11 protein-coding genes are annotated in these 15,195 nt (G+C 57.2%); all 11 read left to right on the top strand.

Annotation, left to right across the window (positions count from 1 at the left end; all coding sequences use genetic code 11):
• Nucleotides 1-196: 196 nt before the first annotated feature.
• Nucleotides 197-922 (top strand): ribonuclease activity regulator RraA, encoded by a 726-nt coding sequence (locus tag MPRO_RS02920; RefSeq protein WP_067286704.1) that lies wholly within the window; start codon nt 197-199, stop codon nt 920-922.
• A gap of 126 nt (nt 923-1,048) precedes the next feature.
• Nucleotides 1,049-2,014 carry a Bug family tripartite tricarboxylate transporter substrate binding protein gene (locus MPRO_RS02915; RefSeq protein ID WP_067286701.1) on the top strand — a complete coding sequence of 322 codons (966 nt, stop codon included), beginning with the start codon at nt 1,049-1,051 and terminating at the stop codon, nt 2,012-2,014.
• 53 nt (nt 2,015-2,067) lie between these two features.
• On the top strand, nt 2,068-2,568 hold the full coding sequence (locus tag MPRO_RS02910; RefSeq protein WP_067286693.1) for a tripartite tricarboxylate transporter TctB family protein: 501 nt from the start codon (nt 2,068-2,070) through the stop codon (nt 2,566-2,568).
• Nucleotides 2,569-2,571: 3 nt separating this feature from the next.
• On the top strand, nt 2,572-4,104 hold the full coding sequence (locus MPRO_RS02905; RefSeq protein ID WP_067286691.1) for a tripartite tricarboxylate transporter permease: 1,533 nt from the start codon (nt 2,572-2,574) through the stop codon (nt 4,102-4,104).
• 81 nt (nt 4,105-4,185) lie between these two features.
• Complete coding sequence (locus MPRO_RS02900; protein WP_067286688.1) at nt 4,186-5,763, top strand: aldehyde dehydrogenase (NADP(+)); 1,578 nt, start codon at nt 4,186-4,188, stop codon at nt 5,761-5,763.
• A 308-nt stretch (nt 5,764-6,071) separates the two neighbouring features.
• Nucleotides 6,072-6,608, top strand: coding sequence for a DUF3015 family protein (locus MPRO_RS02895; protein WP_245635014.1), 537 nt, complete (start codon nt 6,072-6,074; stop codon nt 6,606-6,608).
• 66 nt (nt 6,609-6,674) lie between these two features.
• Nucleotides 6,675-8,564 carry an Lnb N-terminal periplasmic domain-containing protein gene (locus MPRO_RS02890; protein ID WP_067286686.1) on the top strand — a complete coding sequence of 630 codons (1,890 nt, stop codon included), beginning with the start codon at nt 6,675-6,677 and terminating at the stop codon, nt 8,562-8,564.
• Between the two features lie 152 nt (nt 8,565-8,716).
• Nucleotides 8,717-9,940, top strand: coding sequence for an MFS transporter (locus tag MPRO_RS02885; RefSeq protein WP_067286683.1), 1,224 nt, complete (start codon nt 8,717-8,719; stop codon nt 9,938-9,940).
• 226 nt (nt 9,941-10,166) lie between these two features.
• Entirely contained in the window at nt 10,167-10,880 is a 714-nt protein-coding gene (locus tag MPRO_RS02880; RefSeq protein ID WP_067286680.1) for an NYN domain-containing protein, read from the top strand.
• A 643-nt stretch (nt 10,881-11,523) separates the two neighbouring features.
• Nucleotides 11,524-12,594 carry a sugar ABC transporter substrate-binding protein gene (locus MPRO_RS02875; protein ID WP_082708415.1) on the top strand — a complete coding sequence of 357 codons (1,071 nt, stop codon included), beginning with the start codon at nt 11,524-11,526 and terminating at the stop codon, nt 12,592-12,594.
• A complete protein-coding gene (locus MPRO_RS02870; protein WP_067286673.1) occupies nt 12,591-14,768 on the top strand; it encodes an adenylate/guanylate cyclase domain-containing protein in 2,178 nt (725 codons plus the stop codon). The genes MPRO_RS02875 and MPRO_RS02870 overlap by 4 nt, the downstream gene beginning before the upstream one ends.
• Nucleotides 14,769-15,195: the final 427 nt, after the last annotated feature.

The following is a 15,195-nucleotide window of genomic DNA, read 5'->3' as shown; positions in this document are numbered from 1 at the left end:
AATTCGCGGTGTATTGATGTTAGGCACGCAGGGTGCGCGGCTAATAATTGATGCCTGATCGGCACCTGTTTGTAGCACGTACCAGACGGCAGGATTTCAGATCCTCGGCGATTATTTGTAAAAAGTTGTTTGATTTGTAATTTTTCATCGTCTATATTGACTCCACTTTCAACGGGTCAGTAACGGTAAGAGTCCAATGAGCGAAGAAAATAAGAGTCAGCAGTTGGATCCACGCATCAAGCAGTTGCTGATGCAGGTGTCCACAGCAACATTGCACACAGCCCTGTTCAAACAGGGACTGCGCAACACCTACATCCAGGGCGTGAGCCGGATGAATGCTAAAGACGTAAAGATGGTTGGTCAGGCATTTACCCTGCGCTATATCCCTGCCAGGGAAGATGTTGATTCCATCGAGGCGTTCAAGGATCCCAAGCATCCTCAGCGACTGGCGGTGGAAACAGTTCCCGCAGGCCATATCCTTGTATCTGATTGTCGCCAGGATGCTTCGGCCGCCAGCGCCGGCAGCATTCTTTTGGCTCGTCTTGCATACCGCGACTGCGCCGGTTTTGTTTCGGATGCCGGTATTCGCGATGCCACCGAGGCTGCCCGTATGGATATGCCTGTGTTCTGTGCCAAGGCCAGCGCGCCGACCAATCTGACCAAACACCATGCCGTGGATATTCAGGTTCCCATTGGCTGTGGCGGTGTGATGGTCAACCCGGGCGATGTCCTGGTGGGTGATGGCGATGGCATTATTGTAATTCCGTTTGAGCGTGCCGCCGTCATCGCTGAAGAAGCAATCCGCATGGAAAAATTCGAAGCCTACGTAATTGGCAAGGTCCGCAGCGGCAGTGCCGTTATCGGTCTGTATCCGCCAAACGAGGAATCGCTGGCTGAGTACACCAAATACACTGAAGCCTGATTTATACCAGATCAGCTACTGCCATTTCTGAGATTTTCCCCCGGGAATAATAACCGCGGACGCGCGGGTATCGATACCAGTCGTATTTAACGGCCTGCATTACAACCATAAGAAAGTGGAGCTAACATGTCTTTGACAAAATTCAAACGTAATCTGAGTCTCGCCCTGGGCGCGCTTGTACTGTCATCTTCGGCTGTTGCGGCGGAATTTCCGTCCCGTGATATTCGCCTGATAGTGCCTTGGCCTGCAGGTGGCGGTGCTGATGCCATTTCGCGCAAAATCAGCAATCTTGCCGAGCAGGACATGCCGGTATCGATTTATGTCGAGAATATTGGTGGCGCTGTAACCGCTACGGGCCTGATGCAGATGACAAAGGCACGTCCGGATGGTCACACCCTGGGTGTGCTGACCTACGACAGTGTTATCACGCTGCCACGGGGCAACATGGTGCCGGGATATTCGCTGGAAAATATGGCGCCTATCGCCCGTATTACCCGTGAAGCTGATGCCATTGTTGCTTCCAAAAAATCAGGTTACAGCAGCTTCGAGGAATTGGTCGCAGCGGCTAAGGCTAACCCCAACACTGTACGCATCGGTGTAGCTCCTGAAGGTTCAGGTCCTTTCCTGGCGGTCCGTCGTCTGGAAGAAAAAACCGGCGTGGACTTCAATGTCATCACCTATCCGGGATCATCCACGGCCGAAGCCGAAGCGCTGCTGTCGGGCGAACTGGATGGTGCCATTTCCAGCCTGGGTGACTTCAGCGGTATTCTTGAGTCCGGCGATGCCGTTGGCCTGGTAGAGCTGTCATCGGAACAGAACCCGTCCTACCTGAGCGTGCCGCCGATCAGCACCCTTGGATACACGCTTGAAACTGGCAGCTTTATCATTCTGGCGGCGCCCAAAAATACGCCGGCAGATACTATTGCAGTCATAGAGTCCGCCTATAAAAAAGCCTTCGAAAGTGAAGAGTTCCAGACTTGGGTCACCAGTATCGGTGTGACCCCAAGCTGGCTTGGTGCTTCGGAAGTACAGGGCTGGATGGGTGAGTTGCAAGCAGAAACATTCAAAGTCATGGATGAGCTTTCTCTGTAAACCGTCAGCGGGACTGCCCCCGGTAATCGGGGGCATTTTCGAGGTATAAGGCCATGCTTCAGAAAAAAGAGAGTAGCGGAAAAATACTTTTCCATGTGTTTGTTCTTGTAATTGCGTGCGGTTATCTTCTGTCTGCATTTTCACTGGGAATGCCCGTTGTGGAAAGCCAGCTCAAACCCTCATTCTTCCCCATGTTAATCGGTTTCCTGTCTGTCATATTCAGTTCGATTCTTTTATTCAGAGAGATCAGCAAAGACAGAGCGGCAGCCGAAAAAACAAATCCCAAAAGTGATACAAGCAACGATAACGACACTGAAGAAACGAGTGAACGTTCCGCCTATCTTATTATTGTGGCGACGGCTGTTTATATATTCGCTTTTTCGCAGGTCGGCTATCTGATTTCGTCGGCGCTCTATGTTTTCGCCGTAATGATTATTTTCTCCAATAGGGAAAAAATCTGGCAGAAACTGGCCATTGCAATAGTTACAGTCGGGCTCGGGTATCTGGTTTTTGAACAGATGTTTGGCGTTCGTCTTCCGGCGATGTGGGAGTAGTCCATGGAATTTATTGAACTTGTTATTGGCAGTTTTGCCAAGCTGTTAGATCCTGCCACCCTGGCTTATGTGGTGGCGGGTTTTCTGATCGGTACTGTGTTCTCCGCTATTCCGGGCCTGACCGCAACGCTGGCGCTGGCGCTCTTGTTGCCCCTGACCTACAGCCTGGATGTCACCACCGCGCTTATGGCCTGTGCCAGCATCTATATGGCCGGCATGTGTGGCGGCAGCATTACCGCAACCACCATTAATATTCCGGGTGCACCTTCTTCCATGATGACGGCGCTGGATGGCTATCCCATGCAGCAACGCGGTGAAGGCGCCCTGGCGCTGGGGCACGCGTCCTTCGGTTCCATGGTGGGTGGCGGCCTGGGGGCGCTGTTGCTGATAGTGCTGGCACCCTTCATCGCCGAGTTGTCTTTGCTGGTCAAGACGACCGGCAAGTTCTCTCTCATCGCCTTTGCCATGATCGTGATCGTTATTGCCCAGCGCGGCAATATGATTAAGGCAGCCATGGCGGCCTGTATCGGGCTGATGCTGGCAACGGTTGGGCTGGATGCCATGGTACCAGTGACACGCTTTACCTTCGGGTTGAGTGACCTGACCGCGGGCCTGGATTTGATGCCGGTGATTATCGGTACCTTTGCCATCAGCGAGATACTGATTCAGGCCGGTGCAATGTCGGATTCCGGCAAGGTCGCCACTGCCCTCAGCAAGGTCAAGGCCATACGCCGGCGTGACTTTCTGCCGTCCTTCGCGTCTATCCGCAAGATTGGTCTGGGCTGTTACCTCAAGTCCAGCCTGATCGGTTACTTCGTCGGCACACTGCCAGGTGCCGGCGGTTCCATGGGCAGCTTTCTGGCCTATGTCGAAACGGTACGTACGTCCAAGGATCCGAAAAGCTTTGGCAAGGGTAACCCGCAGGGCATAGCAGCGTCGGAAAGCGCCAATAACGCTGTCTGTGGCGGCGCCCTGGTGCCCATGCTGACCTTCGGTATTCCCGGTGATCCGGTGACCGCCATTATGCTGGGCGTGCTGGTGATCAATGGTATTCAGCCGGGGCCACAACTGATGGCGGAGCAGGCAGGGCTGATAGCGCCCATGCTGGCATCACTGCTGTTCAGCGCCATAGTGCTGATTCCGCTGACACTCTTCCTGCTGGGGCCTTACTTTATCCGCATCGTATCCATTCGCAAGGATGCGCTCTACGGTGCCATTGCCCTGTTGGCGGTGGTTGGCAGCTATGTGGCCACTTACTCCATGTTCCAGATGATCATGACACTGGTGATGGGTGTACTGGCATATTACCTGCGCAAAAATGACTTCCCGGTAATCACTTTGCTGCTTGGTTTTATTCTGGGCCCGAATCTGGAAGAGTTCCTGCGTCGCTCCCTGGCACTGTCCAACGGCAATCCCATGACCTTCTTTACCAATCTGGACAGTCTCTTCTTCGTTCTTCTGACAGCCGTTTTTGTGTACTTCCTGGTGATCCGCAAACCGCTGAAAAGTCCGGTCGTAACGGCCTCCGTCAGTTAACCCGTCTTGCGACTGGCTGCGTCAAGCTGAGTGCTTGATGCAGCCAGCGCTGAATTTATTCCTCACTAAGGAGCAGTAACGATGCAACTCAAAGGACAGCTTTTGATCGGCCAGAATGGCGTTAGCGGCAAGGGCGCCGCCATTCAGGCGATTGACCCGTCCACGGGCGAGCGCCTTGAACCTGTTTATCTGGGTGGCGGTGCCGCTGAGGTTGAACAGGCCTGTGCGCTGGCCGAGGCCGCCTGCGTGGCCTACGGCGAGACTGCGCTTGAGCAGCGTGCGACATTTCTTGAAACTATAGCCAGCGAAATTGAAGCCCTGGGTGATGCGCTGATTGTACGCGCCATGCAGGAATCTGGCCTGCCCCGCGCACGGCTGGAAGGTGAGCGCGGCCGTACCTGCGGTCAGTTGCGCCTGTTTGCATCGGTGGTACGCGCCGGCGAGTGGCAGGATCTGCGCATTGATCCGGCTCTGCCGGAGCGCCAGCCGCTGCCGCGCGCTGACCTGCGCCAGCGTCATATATCCCTTGGACCTGTGGTGGTGTTCGGTGCCAGCAACTTCCCGCTGGCGTTCAGTGTTGCAGGCGGCGATACCGCCTCGGCACTGGCTGCGGGCTGCCCTGTGATCGTCAAGGCACACTCCTCGCACCCAGGAACCTCGGAACTGGTGGGTTTTGCGGTACAGGCGGCCGTGGCCAAATGTTCTCTGCCAGAAGGTGTGTTCTCGCTGATGTTCGGATCAGGCCGCGAAGTCGGTCAGGCACTGGTGGCGGATTCACGCGTACAGGCGGTGGGTTTCACAGGTTCACGCAGTGGCGGTACCGCGCTGATGGCGACGGCCCAGGCGCGTCCGCAGCCGATTCCTGTCTATGCCGAAATGAGCAGCATTAACCCGGTATTCCTGTTGCCCCAGGCGCTGCAGTCCCGCGGTACCGAGCTCGCCCAGGGTTTTGTAGCCTCCCTGGCCATGGGTGCCGGTCAGTTCTGTACCAGCCCGGGTCTGGTGATTGCCCAGTCGGGTGCGGCGCTGAATGCTTTTCTCGATGTTGTGGCAGAAGCTGCACAGGCCACGCCAGCCCAAACCATGCTGACACCGGGTATACACGGTGCCTTTAACGATGGCGTAGGCGTTCTGGCTCAGCACGGCAGTGTGCGTACTCTGGCTCGTGGCCAGGCGGGTGCCGGGCCTTACCAGTGCCAGGCCGGTATTTTTGTGGCCAAGGCGGCAGATTTCCTGGCTGACGAAGCGCTGCAAGGTGAAGTCTTCGGCTCCTGTTCATTGGTAATCGAGTGTGCCGATGAAGGCGAAATCAGGCGTGTGGCAGCGCATCTGGAAGGGCAGCTCACCGCCACCCTGCAGATGGATGCCGCTGATACGGCGCAGGCGCAGGCGCTGCTGCCAATTCTGGAGCGTCGTGCCGGGCGAGTACTGGTCAATGGCTGGCCGACCGGTGTTGAAGTATGCCATGCCATGGTTCATGGCGGTCCTTTCCCCGCCACTTCCGATGCACGCACTACCTCAGTTGGTAGCGCCGCAATTCACCGCTTCCTGCGTCCCGTGTGCTATCAGAACCTGTCCCAGGCGTTGCTGCCGGTGGCATTGCGGGATGAAAATCTTGCCGGTCGCTCCCGCCTGATCGACGGTAAAAGAGTGCTTTGATCGGCACCTTTAAACCGTTTTTTACGCTCTGATCGCTATGCCCACGCCAGACTCTGCTTGAGTCTGGCGTTTTTTTTTGAGATTCGTCATTGGTTATTCGTTATGCGTGGAAAGCGGACCAATCACCGGCGGAGCTTTGCTTTTCCTTGCCCCTTTCGACTGGCCCCTTTCAGCTTAATCACCATTCACCTCGCGTTTTTAGCCCTTAATGTGGCACGGAAATTTGTTTTTAATTGACGGTAATTTTCGATGCTGTATTTTTGCGCAGGTATTCTTGGGGGCGCCTGCCCCGACGACGAAATGGATAAATGGATTTAATTGCCCTGGAGGGGCCTTTCCTGATGAACATCAAGCACAGCCTGTTATCCCTGGTGCTTACCGGCACCGCCCTGAGCATGTCTGCCGCGACTCTGGCAGAAACCAAGCCTGTGGGCTCCGGTCCCAACCCTTACGTGAACTGTGGCATAGGTGCGGCCCTGTTCCCGACAACTCATTGGGCGGCAGTTACGTCCAATATTATCTGGGACCTGGGTACTACGGCGGTGACCTCTGCGACCTCCAGCCCTGAGACTTGCAACAAGCGTAACGTTCAGGTCGCGCAATTCATTCTGGATACCTATGACAACCTTGCCGAAGAAACCGCCCAGGGCCAGGGTGAACATCTGAGCGCCATGCTCGAAATAATGGATTGCCAGCAAAGCGCTCAGCCGTCTGTGATCAGTGCCGTGCGTGGCCAGATGGGCCAGCAGGTCGGTGTTACCGGTTATGCCGAGCAGACTAAAATCGAGAAAGCCGCCATCTACTACGATGTGGTGAATGCAGCCGCTGCTAACTGCGCTGCCTGATCCAGCCCCTGAGCGCACCGGCAGCCACTGCCGGTGCGCTCAACCAGTGTGAAATCCCAGATACCCATGCCGATACCTTCGCTCAAGCTGCTCTGCACTCTGGCAGCGGCGCTGCTGTTGCTGTTCGTCGCCCAAGCCCAAGCCCAAGCCACGGGACCGGACAAGACGCAAAGTCCCTGGCTGCAGCCGACCTGGCTCAAACTGCTGCACTACGAGTCAGATCGCAGTTCCCCCAGTGGTTATCGCAGTGCCATTCACAACGATGCGTTTTTCCTGAGCCCGAGCGGCACTACAGACCCGCAGGCAGAATTTGAGGCGACGTTACAGGCGTTTGCGCAAAAGCCCGGCGCTAATGTCGATGAACACGCCCAGTGCCTGTTCCCGGCGCGCTTTATCTGGATCCGCCAGAGTACAGAAACCAAGATGTTTGCGGCGCTGGAGTGTGCGGCATTCAATGCCTGGAACCGTGGCAACCGCATCGATTCCATCAGTCTGGTATACGCTACCGGTTATCTGGGTAACCCGGCCTCCTTCTATGGCCATACGCTGCTCAAGTTCAATTCCGCCAGCGACAGCGGGCAATCACAGTTGCTGGACAACAGCCTGAATTACGGCGCTGTGGTACCGCCGAACGAAAACCCGCTGCGTTACATGTACAAAGGCGTTTTCGGCGGTTATATCGGTGGTTTCAGCGAAGTTGAATACTATTTCCATAGCGGCGTTTACGGTGAGGTGGAGTTGCGCGACCTGTGGGAGTACGAGTTGAATCTCAGCCGCGAGCAGGTCGATTTTGTCGTCGCACACGGCTGGGAAGTCTTGCGGCGTGAATATACCTATTACTTTTTTCGCAAGAACTGCGCCTACCGCGTGGCCGAACTGCTGGAGGTCATAGACGGGCTGGAAATCATTCCCGAATCCAGCTTTGCCACCATCCCCCAGGCGGTTATACAGAAGATGGAAGGTGGCACCCTGCAGGGCCAGCCGCTGATCCGCTCGGTGCGCTACCACCCGTCCCGCCAGACTCGCCTTTACAACCGTTTCTTCGCCCTTGGGGCCGATGAGCGCGCCGCAGTGCGTACTGCGGCCGAACAGCCAGAACGGTTACAGGAAGTGCTGGATGGGGCATCCGCCCTGGCGGCTCGTCAGCGCATTCTCGACACCTTGCTCGACTATTACCAGTACCTCCGCGAGCCCGACAAAGGCGTGGCCGATAGCAACAACAGCCACTACCAGCAGGTGCTGCAGGCGCGCTTCAGTCTGCCGCCGGGGGCGACCGAGTTGCCGCAAAGCCGCCAGCCTGCGCCGCATCAGGGGCGTAATCCGAGCCTGGTGCGCATTGGCGCTCTGCATAACAGTGCGCGGGGCAATGGCCTGCTGCTGAGCCTGCGACCGGCCTATTACGATGTGCTGGATTCGGGCAATGGTCATATCAAGAATTCGGTGCTGTCGATGGGCGAGGTCAGCGCCGTGCATTTTGATGGCCAGACTGAAATGCGTGCTATCAACCTGGTGAATCTGGAGAGCCTGAACGATTCTGTCACCGGCTTGCCGGGCGACAACGGACGTTACTGGAAGCTCAAGCTGGGGGCCGAGGCGGACAGTCTGGCCTGCAGCCGCTGTCTGGTGGTGCAGGCGGAAGGCGCGATCGGTACGGCCAGGCGTATTAATCACAATCTGCTGCTGGGAGTGAACATTGGCGGTGTGGCGCAGGAAAACTATCAGCACAGCGGTCATCTAGTGGCAAAAGCGTCTTTTTTCGCCAATATGACTCTGGGTGCAAGCTACAGCGGACGCCTGCAACTGGATCAGCGCCAAGCGCTGGACGGCGACCAGCGCTCGCGCTCCGGTGTGACTCTGGAGCTGAGAAAGGCGCTGGATACTAATCTTGACCTGCGTTTGCAGTACCGCAGAGACGTCGCCGAGGAGGCGATGTTGTCGCTGGGCTACTATTTCTGACGCGGTTTTTGTGAGGCTGTCGTTTTTCTGCACGATTGTGCCGGTGTCAGTCATCGTCGTCTGATTGAGGGCCGAGTACTTAACTGCGATAATTCCGGGCCCAATGCCCTTCTCCCTCGACCGCTGCCGTGGTCACAATGGAAATCAGACTCATGCGCACTCCGGTCAAACTGCTGAGTATGTTCGTCGCTTTTGCCTGTCTGCTGCTGGCCATCAACTTCGGTCTGCGCTCGTCCATGGGCTTTTTCATGGCGCCCATTTCCGAAACCTTTGGCTATGGCCGCGAGATTTTCGCCTTCTCACTGGCGTTGCAGAACCTGTGCTGGGGCCTGTTCCAGCCGTTTGCAGGTGCCGTGGCGGATCGCTTTGGTACCACTCGCACCCTGATCGGCGGCGCCATTGTGTACGCACTTGGGCTCTATGTTACCTCGACTGCTGACAGTATCTGGGCGCTGCACACCGGTGCCGGCGTTCTGATCGGCATGGGCATCGCCGGTACAGGCTTTGGTGTGGTGCTGCCGGCGCTGGCTCGAATGGTGACGCCCGAGAAGCGTGCCTTTGCCCTGGGCCTGGGTACCGCAGCGGGATCCGCCGGGCAACTGCTGGTGATACCGGTGGCCCAGAGCTTTATCACCAGTTACGGCTGGCAGACGGCGCTGCTGCTGCTGGCAGGCGGCGCGCTCTGCATGCTGATGCTGGCCACGCCTTTTCGCGGCGACAGCGCCAAGGCCCGTTCCGCCGATGAGGCTGAGCCCGAGCAGACGCTGCCTGCGGCCTTGAAGGAGGCCACCAGTCATGTGCACTACTGGCTGCTGATCGCGGGCTTTTTCGTCTGCGGATTTCAGCTGGCCTTTATTACCGTGCATATGCCGGCCTTTCTTACGGACAGCGGTTTCGATCCCCAGGTGGCCGTCATCAGCCTGTCGCTGATCGGGCTCTTCAATATCTTTGGCTGTCTGCTGTTTGGGTCCTGGTCGGGCAAGTACTCGAAAAAGAATCTGCTGGGCATTATCTATGCGCTGCGCGCGCTGGCCATTGGCCTCTTTATGCTGGTGCCCATCAGTACCACCACCGTGTATCTGTTCTCCATTGCTACCGGTTTTCTGTGGCTGGCGACGGTTCCGGCGACCTCCGGCCTGGTGGCGCAGATGTTCGGGCTGCGTCATATGGGGACCCTCTATGGCATCGTCTTCCTCAACCACCAGTTAGGCTCCTTCCTCGGCGTCTGGCTGGGCGGCTACCTGTACGATGCCACCGGCACCTATAACATCGTCTGGTGGTCTGCCGCGGTGATTGCCCTGATCACCGCCGTGATTCATATCTTCATTGATGAGCGCCCGGTTGCGCGGCTGCGTCATCGGCCGATTGCCGCCTGAGTCGTAATTGGTAAGCAGGCAGTAGGATGCGGTGGAGCGTAGCGTAACCCACCAAGGTGACCGCGGTACCGGTTCTTGGTACACAGGCAGCTTACGGCTGAAAGCCCTAAGCATCTCTGGAATGAGCCTCGGGCGAATTCCGGGGTCTATGGGTTTCGCTACCCAGAATCCGCTGCAGGGACTAGGCTGAAGCTTTCAGCTGCCGGCAACGGAGTGGCCTTGTTATATGAAGGATCTGGATCAACACAAGAAAATCGCTGTGCTTGTCGATGCCGATAATGCTCAGCGCTCCAAAACCAAACATATCCTCGACGAGCTATCCGGGCACGGCCATATAGTGGTCAAGCGTGCCTACGGCGACTGGTCCTCCGAAAATCTCAAGAACTGGCGTACTACTTTAAATGAGCTGGCTATACAGCCTTGCCAGCAGTTTGCTTACACCACTGGTAAGAATTCCACCGACGGCGCCATGATTATTGACGCCATGGATCTGCTCTACTCCAAGCGTTTTGATGCCTTTGCCATCGTCAGCAGTGACAGTGACTTCACCAGCCTGGCCTCCCGTCTTAAACAGTCGGAAATCTATGTTTTCGGCTTTGGCGAGAAGAAGACCCCCATCTCGTTTCGCAATGCCTGCGACGACTTTATCTTCACCGAAATCCTCGGTGACGTGCCTGCTGAAACCTTGCCGGGCAACCCGGATATGGCTCTGATCAAGCGGCTGCTGATCAAGGCGTGGCGCGAACATTCGGATGACGAAGGCTGGATGAATATGGGTCACGCCGGCAGCCTGCTGAAGCGCCAGCGACCTGACTTTGACCCTCGAACTTTCGGTGCTGCCAGCTTCAAGGATTTCCTGGGGCTGTTCGCGCCGGACATTACGGTGGAGCAAAAGCAGCGCGGTAATGGTCGGCCCTATATGTACCACGTTGCTGTATAAGTTCTGTGGGTAACTTTTTATACACAGTGCGTACAAGTCTGGCGGCGTTTTTATCAGCCTGTGCGTAACTAGATTGTGCATAAGTTTCTCCGGAAATGCTTCTAAATCTGTGCACAAAATACTGGCATAAGTCTGTGCATAAGCTCCGCACAAGCTCATCACAGTTGAGTCTAGCCCCCGGCGCTGCCGACTCTGCAAAAGCTGATCAGAGATTAATCCACAACGGGAAAAACATGCCTGTGTAAAACTGTGCACGCAGGGCGCTGCCGTTGTTTGCACAGGTTACACACAGGATGGCATTTGTCTTTTGTCTTTTGTCTTTTGTCTTTGGTAATTGGTAAACCGGCAGCTTTCAGCCGTAAGCTGACAGCTTTAAGCTTACGGCTGAAAGCTCTAAGCCATCTAATCACGATTCACGGGTCCTAATTGGTCATTAGGCCGTAGCCTGGAATGAGCTTGCGAATTCCGGGGGAATAAGTATCTCGGAGTTCGCCCGGGGCTCATTCCATATATGGTCGCCTCCCCGTGTGCAAGGCGCAGGGTCTCGATGCCATGCTGCTTGCCCGATCAGAAACCGTCCCACCAATCACCAATGACCAACAGAGCCTAGACTGAAGGCTTCGAATAGCCGAGGAGTCAGCCGATGACGAGGTTACGCAGGCTTGGATCTGGCCGCCTTGTTGCAGCTATGCGGATACTCTTGTTATCGCTTCTATCCGCGGGCTTTCTCGCCGGCTGTGACAACAAGCCGGAGCAGCGAGCCAGGCCCAAGGCCTCGGCGGTGCTGGCGCAAAATCAGGCCCAGGCCGCAGCCGACAGCCGGGCTCTGGGGGTGGCGCAGGAGCTGACGGCGAGCCGCCCCTGGCGCATCAGCTTTCTGATGAAGAACTTTGCCTGGGCCAATCCCTACTGGCGTCGTACTCAGGAAGGTGCCGAAACGGCGCGCCAGGATTTTGGTGTTTTTCTGCGCGTGCAGGGGGTGCAGGAGTATGCCGTTGAGCGCCAGATTCGCAGTCTGGATGCGCTGATCCGGGAAAACCGCAGCGACGGTATTATCATTGCTCCGCTGGATACCAATCGACTGTCGCCGGTGGTGGAAAAAGCCGTTCGTGCCGGCATTCCCGTGATTGTTTACGATACGCCGCTCAATGCCGAGGGCATTCTGACCTATGTAGGCTCAGATAACTTCCGCGCCGGCACCCTGCTCGGGCGCTGGGTGGTGGAGCAGCTCGGCGGTGCTGGCAACGTACTCATCATGGAGGGCCTGCCTGGGCATCAGAACTCCCTTGATCGGCGCAACGGCATGCTTGAGGGGCTGCGCGAGGGGGATATCAATGTGCTGGGGCTGAGTTCCGGACGCTGGCAGCGCGCTGATGCGCAGCGGGTAGCAGCGGACTGGCTGGAACGGCTCGATGATATTGATGCCATCATGGCCGTTGATGATGTGATGGCACTGGGTATCGCCGATGCACTGGATGCTGCCAATAGGCGCAATGTTCTGGTCACCGGCTTTGATGCCAATACCGATGCGCTGCTGGCCATCCGCCATGGGCGCCTGCATGCCACCATGGACCAGGTTCCTAAACTCCAGGCCCGCCGTGCCGTGCAACTGATGGTGCGCCACCTGGAAACCGGTGAGCCCTTTCCGGCGACGCTGCTGTGGAGCAACCTGCGGTTGGTGACCGCCGAAAACGTAACGGACTTCCTGCAATGAGCCGGGCCAGTAAAGGACGCAGCTTTCTGCGCAGCCCAACCAGATTGCTGGGGCCTGAAGGCTCGCTAAGCCGGCGTCTGCACCAGCGCGTACTGCTGCTGGGCATTATCGCCATTATTGGCTTCGTGTTTGTGATAGTGACCGGGTTACTCGGGGCGCAGAACCGGCAGGAGCGCCAGTTTCATGAAGCGGGCCTGCAGGCCACCCGTGCTTTTGACTCCTACCTGCTGGATGTCAGAAGCGACCTGATAGCAACCGCTGCGGCGCTTGGGCCGTCCGCGGATCAGAGCGATCTGTTGCGGCAGCTGATTGCGCGCCGACCCACCCTGTTCGAGCTGCAGCTGATAGATGCCGATGGGCGCATTTTGATCCAGCGCAACCGTGTCGGCAGGCCTTATCAGATCGAAGTCAGCGAGCAGCCCTGGTTCAGCGTTGTACGTGCCGGTTATAGCTACCTGGGTGCGGTGGACTTCGGTGAGTTCAGCGTGCCGACAGTTACCCTGGCAGCCCCTGTCAATGACGAACTGGGGGTCTTTGCGGCATCTCTGGTAGCACGCTTCGATCTGACTACGCTATGGAATATTGCCATCAGTCTGCCGGTAGCCGAGTCGGGCTACGTGTATATCACCGATCAGAAGGGGCAGCTGGTGGCCCATCGCAACCTGCGCCTGCTGTATAGCGATGCGCCCCTGCAAAGCCTTATCGGCCGCAGTCCACAGGCTATAGCCGACGGTGGCCTGCATATCTATCCTGCACTGGATGGACGCTGGGTGCTGGGTTTTGGCATGGCGTTTGAGCTGGCACCCTGGTTTGCGATCGTGGAACAGCCGCTGTTTGAAGCGCTGGGGCCTTCGGTGATCCTGGCGCTTGTGATGCTGTTGGCGCTGGTGCTGGCAGCATGGCTGGTGCGCAGTATCCTGCGCTTTACCCGCGTACAGATTCTGCGACCGCTGGCATTGTTGCGCGGCGGTGTCGAGCGGCTGCAGCAGGGGGATCTGCAGGCCCGCACCCGGGTGCCGGCAGGCCATGGCGAGCTGAGCCAGCTGGGGGATGCCTTTGACCATATGACCGAGCAGTTGCAGGCGCGCGAACAGCAGTTGCGTCAGTCCTTGGCCGATACCACTGAGCTGAAAAATCTGCTCGATAATGTGTTTGCCTCCATTGTCAGCGGTGTCATGACCACCGACCTGCAGGGGCGTATTACCCTGTGCAATCTGGCGGCGCTGCGCATTCTGGATTATCCCCACAGCAGGATGCTGGTCGGCCAGACCATAGCCAGCCTCAGACCGCCGCTGAACGCCTTGCTGTTGCCCCACCTTGAAGAGGTATGCCAGGCCCATGAGCCACTGATCGGGCTGGAGGTCAGCCCGGTGCTGCAGGAGCGCGGCAAGGTACATCTGCGTTTCAATCTTTCGGTGCTGCGTGGCGCTGAACAGGTGCTGGGCATCGCCATAGTGATTGACGATGTCACGACGCTGAAACAGATGGAGGCCCAGCGCAGGTTGCTGGAGCATATGGTATCACCGGCCATTCTGAGCCAGATCGATCCTGACCAGCTGCAGCTTGGCGGTCAGAGGCGCGAGATTACCGCGCTCTTTGCCGATATCCACGGCTTTACCCGCATCAGCGAACAGCTGACGCCGGAAAATCTGGTGGGCTTGCTGAATCGTTATCTGGGGGCAATGGCCGATGCCGTGCTGGCGGAAGAGGGCACCATCGACAAGTTCCTCGGCGATGCCATCATGGCCTGGTTCAACGCACCCTTGCCCCAGGTCGATCATGCTCTGCGCGCGGTGCGCACGGCGCTGCAGATACGCAGCGCCATCGAGCAGCTGCACGAGGAATTGCCAGCAGAACTGCGGCTTTCATTCGGAGTGGGCATTCACACCGGCGAGGCGGTACTTGGCCTTGTCGGCAGCCAGGCGCGCATCGAATACACCGCCATCGGTGACGATGTGAACACAGCCAAACGCATCCAGGAGCACAGCGGCATCAATCAGATTCTGATCAGCGCCCAGATCTACCAGGCGGTAAAGGATGATGTAGAAGTGCAACCACTGCAGCGCATTCAGGTAAAGGGCAAGCAGAAGCCGCTGGAAGTGTATGAGGTGATTGGGTTGAAGAGCAGGTTCGAGGGGACGAGGTTCGAGGGGCGAGGTAAAAGCAGGGGCTAGGCGCTAGGGGCTAGGCGAAAGGTAAAGCAGTCACGGAACTCGTAGCCTGGAATGAGCTTGCGAATTCCGGGAAAGGAGCGAAGCGAGTTTCGAGGTATCGTAGGAGCAGCGTCTCGCGGCGAAGCTATTGGAGATAGATGGCGAGGTTAAAAGCAGGTTCGAGGTTCGAGGGAAAAGCAGGGGCTAGGGGCTAGGGGCTAGGGGCTAGGGAAAAGCAGGGGCTAGGCGCTAGGGGCTAGGCGAAAGGTAAAGCAGTCACGGAACTCGTAGCCTGGAATGAGCTTGCGAATTCCGGGAACGGAGCGAAGCGAGTTTCGAGGTATCGTAGGAGCAGCGTCTCGCGGCGAAGCTATTGGAGATAGATGGCGAGGTTAAAAGCGGGTTCGAGGTGCGAGGTAAAAGCAGGGGCTAGTGTAGTGTTTCACTC

Source organism: Marinobacterium profundum (genome assembly GCF_001528745.1).
In the GTDB taxonomy this organism is placed as follows: domain Bacteria; phylum Pseudomonadota; class Gammaproteobacteria; order Pseudomonadales; family Balneatricaceae; genus Marinobacterium_A; species Marinobacterium_A profundum.
The sequence above is the reverse complement of the archived record's forward strand: the minus strand, read 5'-3'. Positions and strand labels throughout refer to the sequence as shown.

Coding starts and splice junctions, on each gene's coding strand:
- MPRO_RS02905 (WP_067286691.1), top strand. CDS start 2,572: ATGGAATTTATTGAACTTGTTATTGGCAGTTTTGCCAAGCTGTTAGAT.
- MPRO_RS02915 (WP_067286701.1), top strand. CDS start 1,049: ATGTCTTTGACAAAATTCAAACGTAATCTGAGTCTCGCCCTGGGCGCG.
- MPRO_RS02880 (WP_067286680.1), top strand. CDS start 10,167: ATGAAGGATCTGGATCAACACAAGAAAATCGCTGTGCTTGTCGATGCC.
- MPRO_RS02900 (WP_067286688.1), top strand. CDS start 4,186: ATGCAACTCAAAGGACAGCTTTTGATCGGCCAGAATGGCGTTAGCGGC.
- MPRO_RS02895 (WP_245635014.1), top strand. CDS start 6,072: ATGGATTTAATTGCCCTGGAGGGGCCTTTCCTGATGAACATCAAGCAC.
- MPRO_RS02875 (WP_082708415.1), top strand. CDS start 11,524: ATGACGAGGTTACGCAGGCTTGGATCTGGCCGCCTTGTTGCAGCTATG.
- MPRO_RS02910 (WP_067286693.1), top strand. CDS start 2,068: ATGCTTCAGAAAAAAGAGAGTAGCGGAAAAATACTTTTCCATGTGTTT.
- MPRO_RS02885 (WP_067286683.1), top strand. CDS start 8,717: ATGCGCACTCCGGTCAAACTGCTGAGTATGTTCGTCGCTTTTGCCTGT.
- MPRO_RS02920 (WP_067286704.1), top strand. CDS start 197: ATGAGCGAAGAAAATAAGAGTCAGCAGTTGGATCCACGCATCAAGCAG.
- MPRO_RS02890 (WP_067286686.1), top strand. CDS start 6,675: ATGCCGATACCTTCGCTCAAGCTGCTCTGCACTCTGGCAGCGGCGCTG.
- MPRO_RS02870 (WP_067286673.1), top strand. CDS start 12,591: ATGAGCCGGGCCAGTAAAGGACGCAGCTTTCTGCGCAGCCCAACCAGA.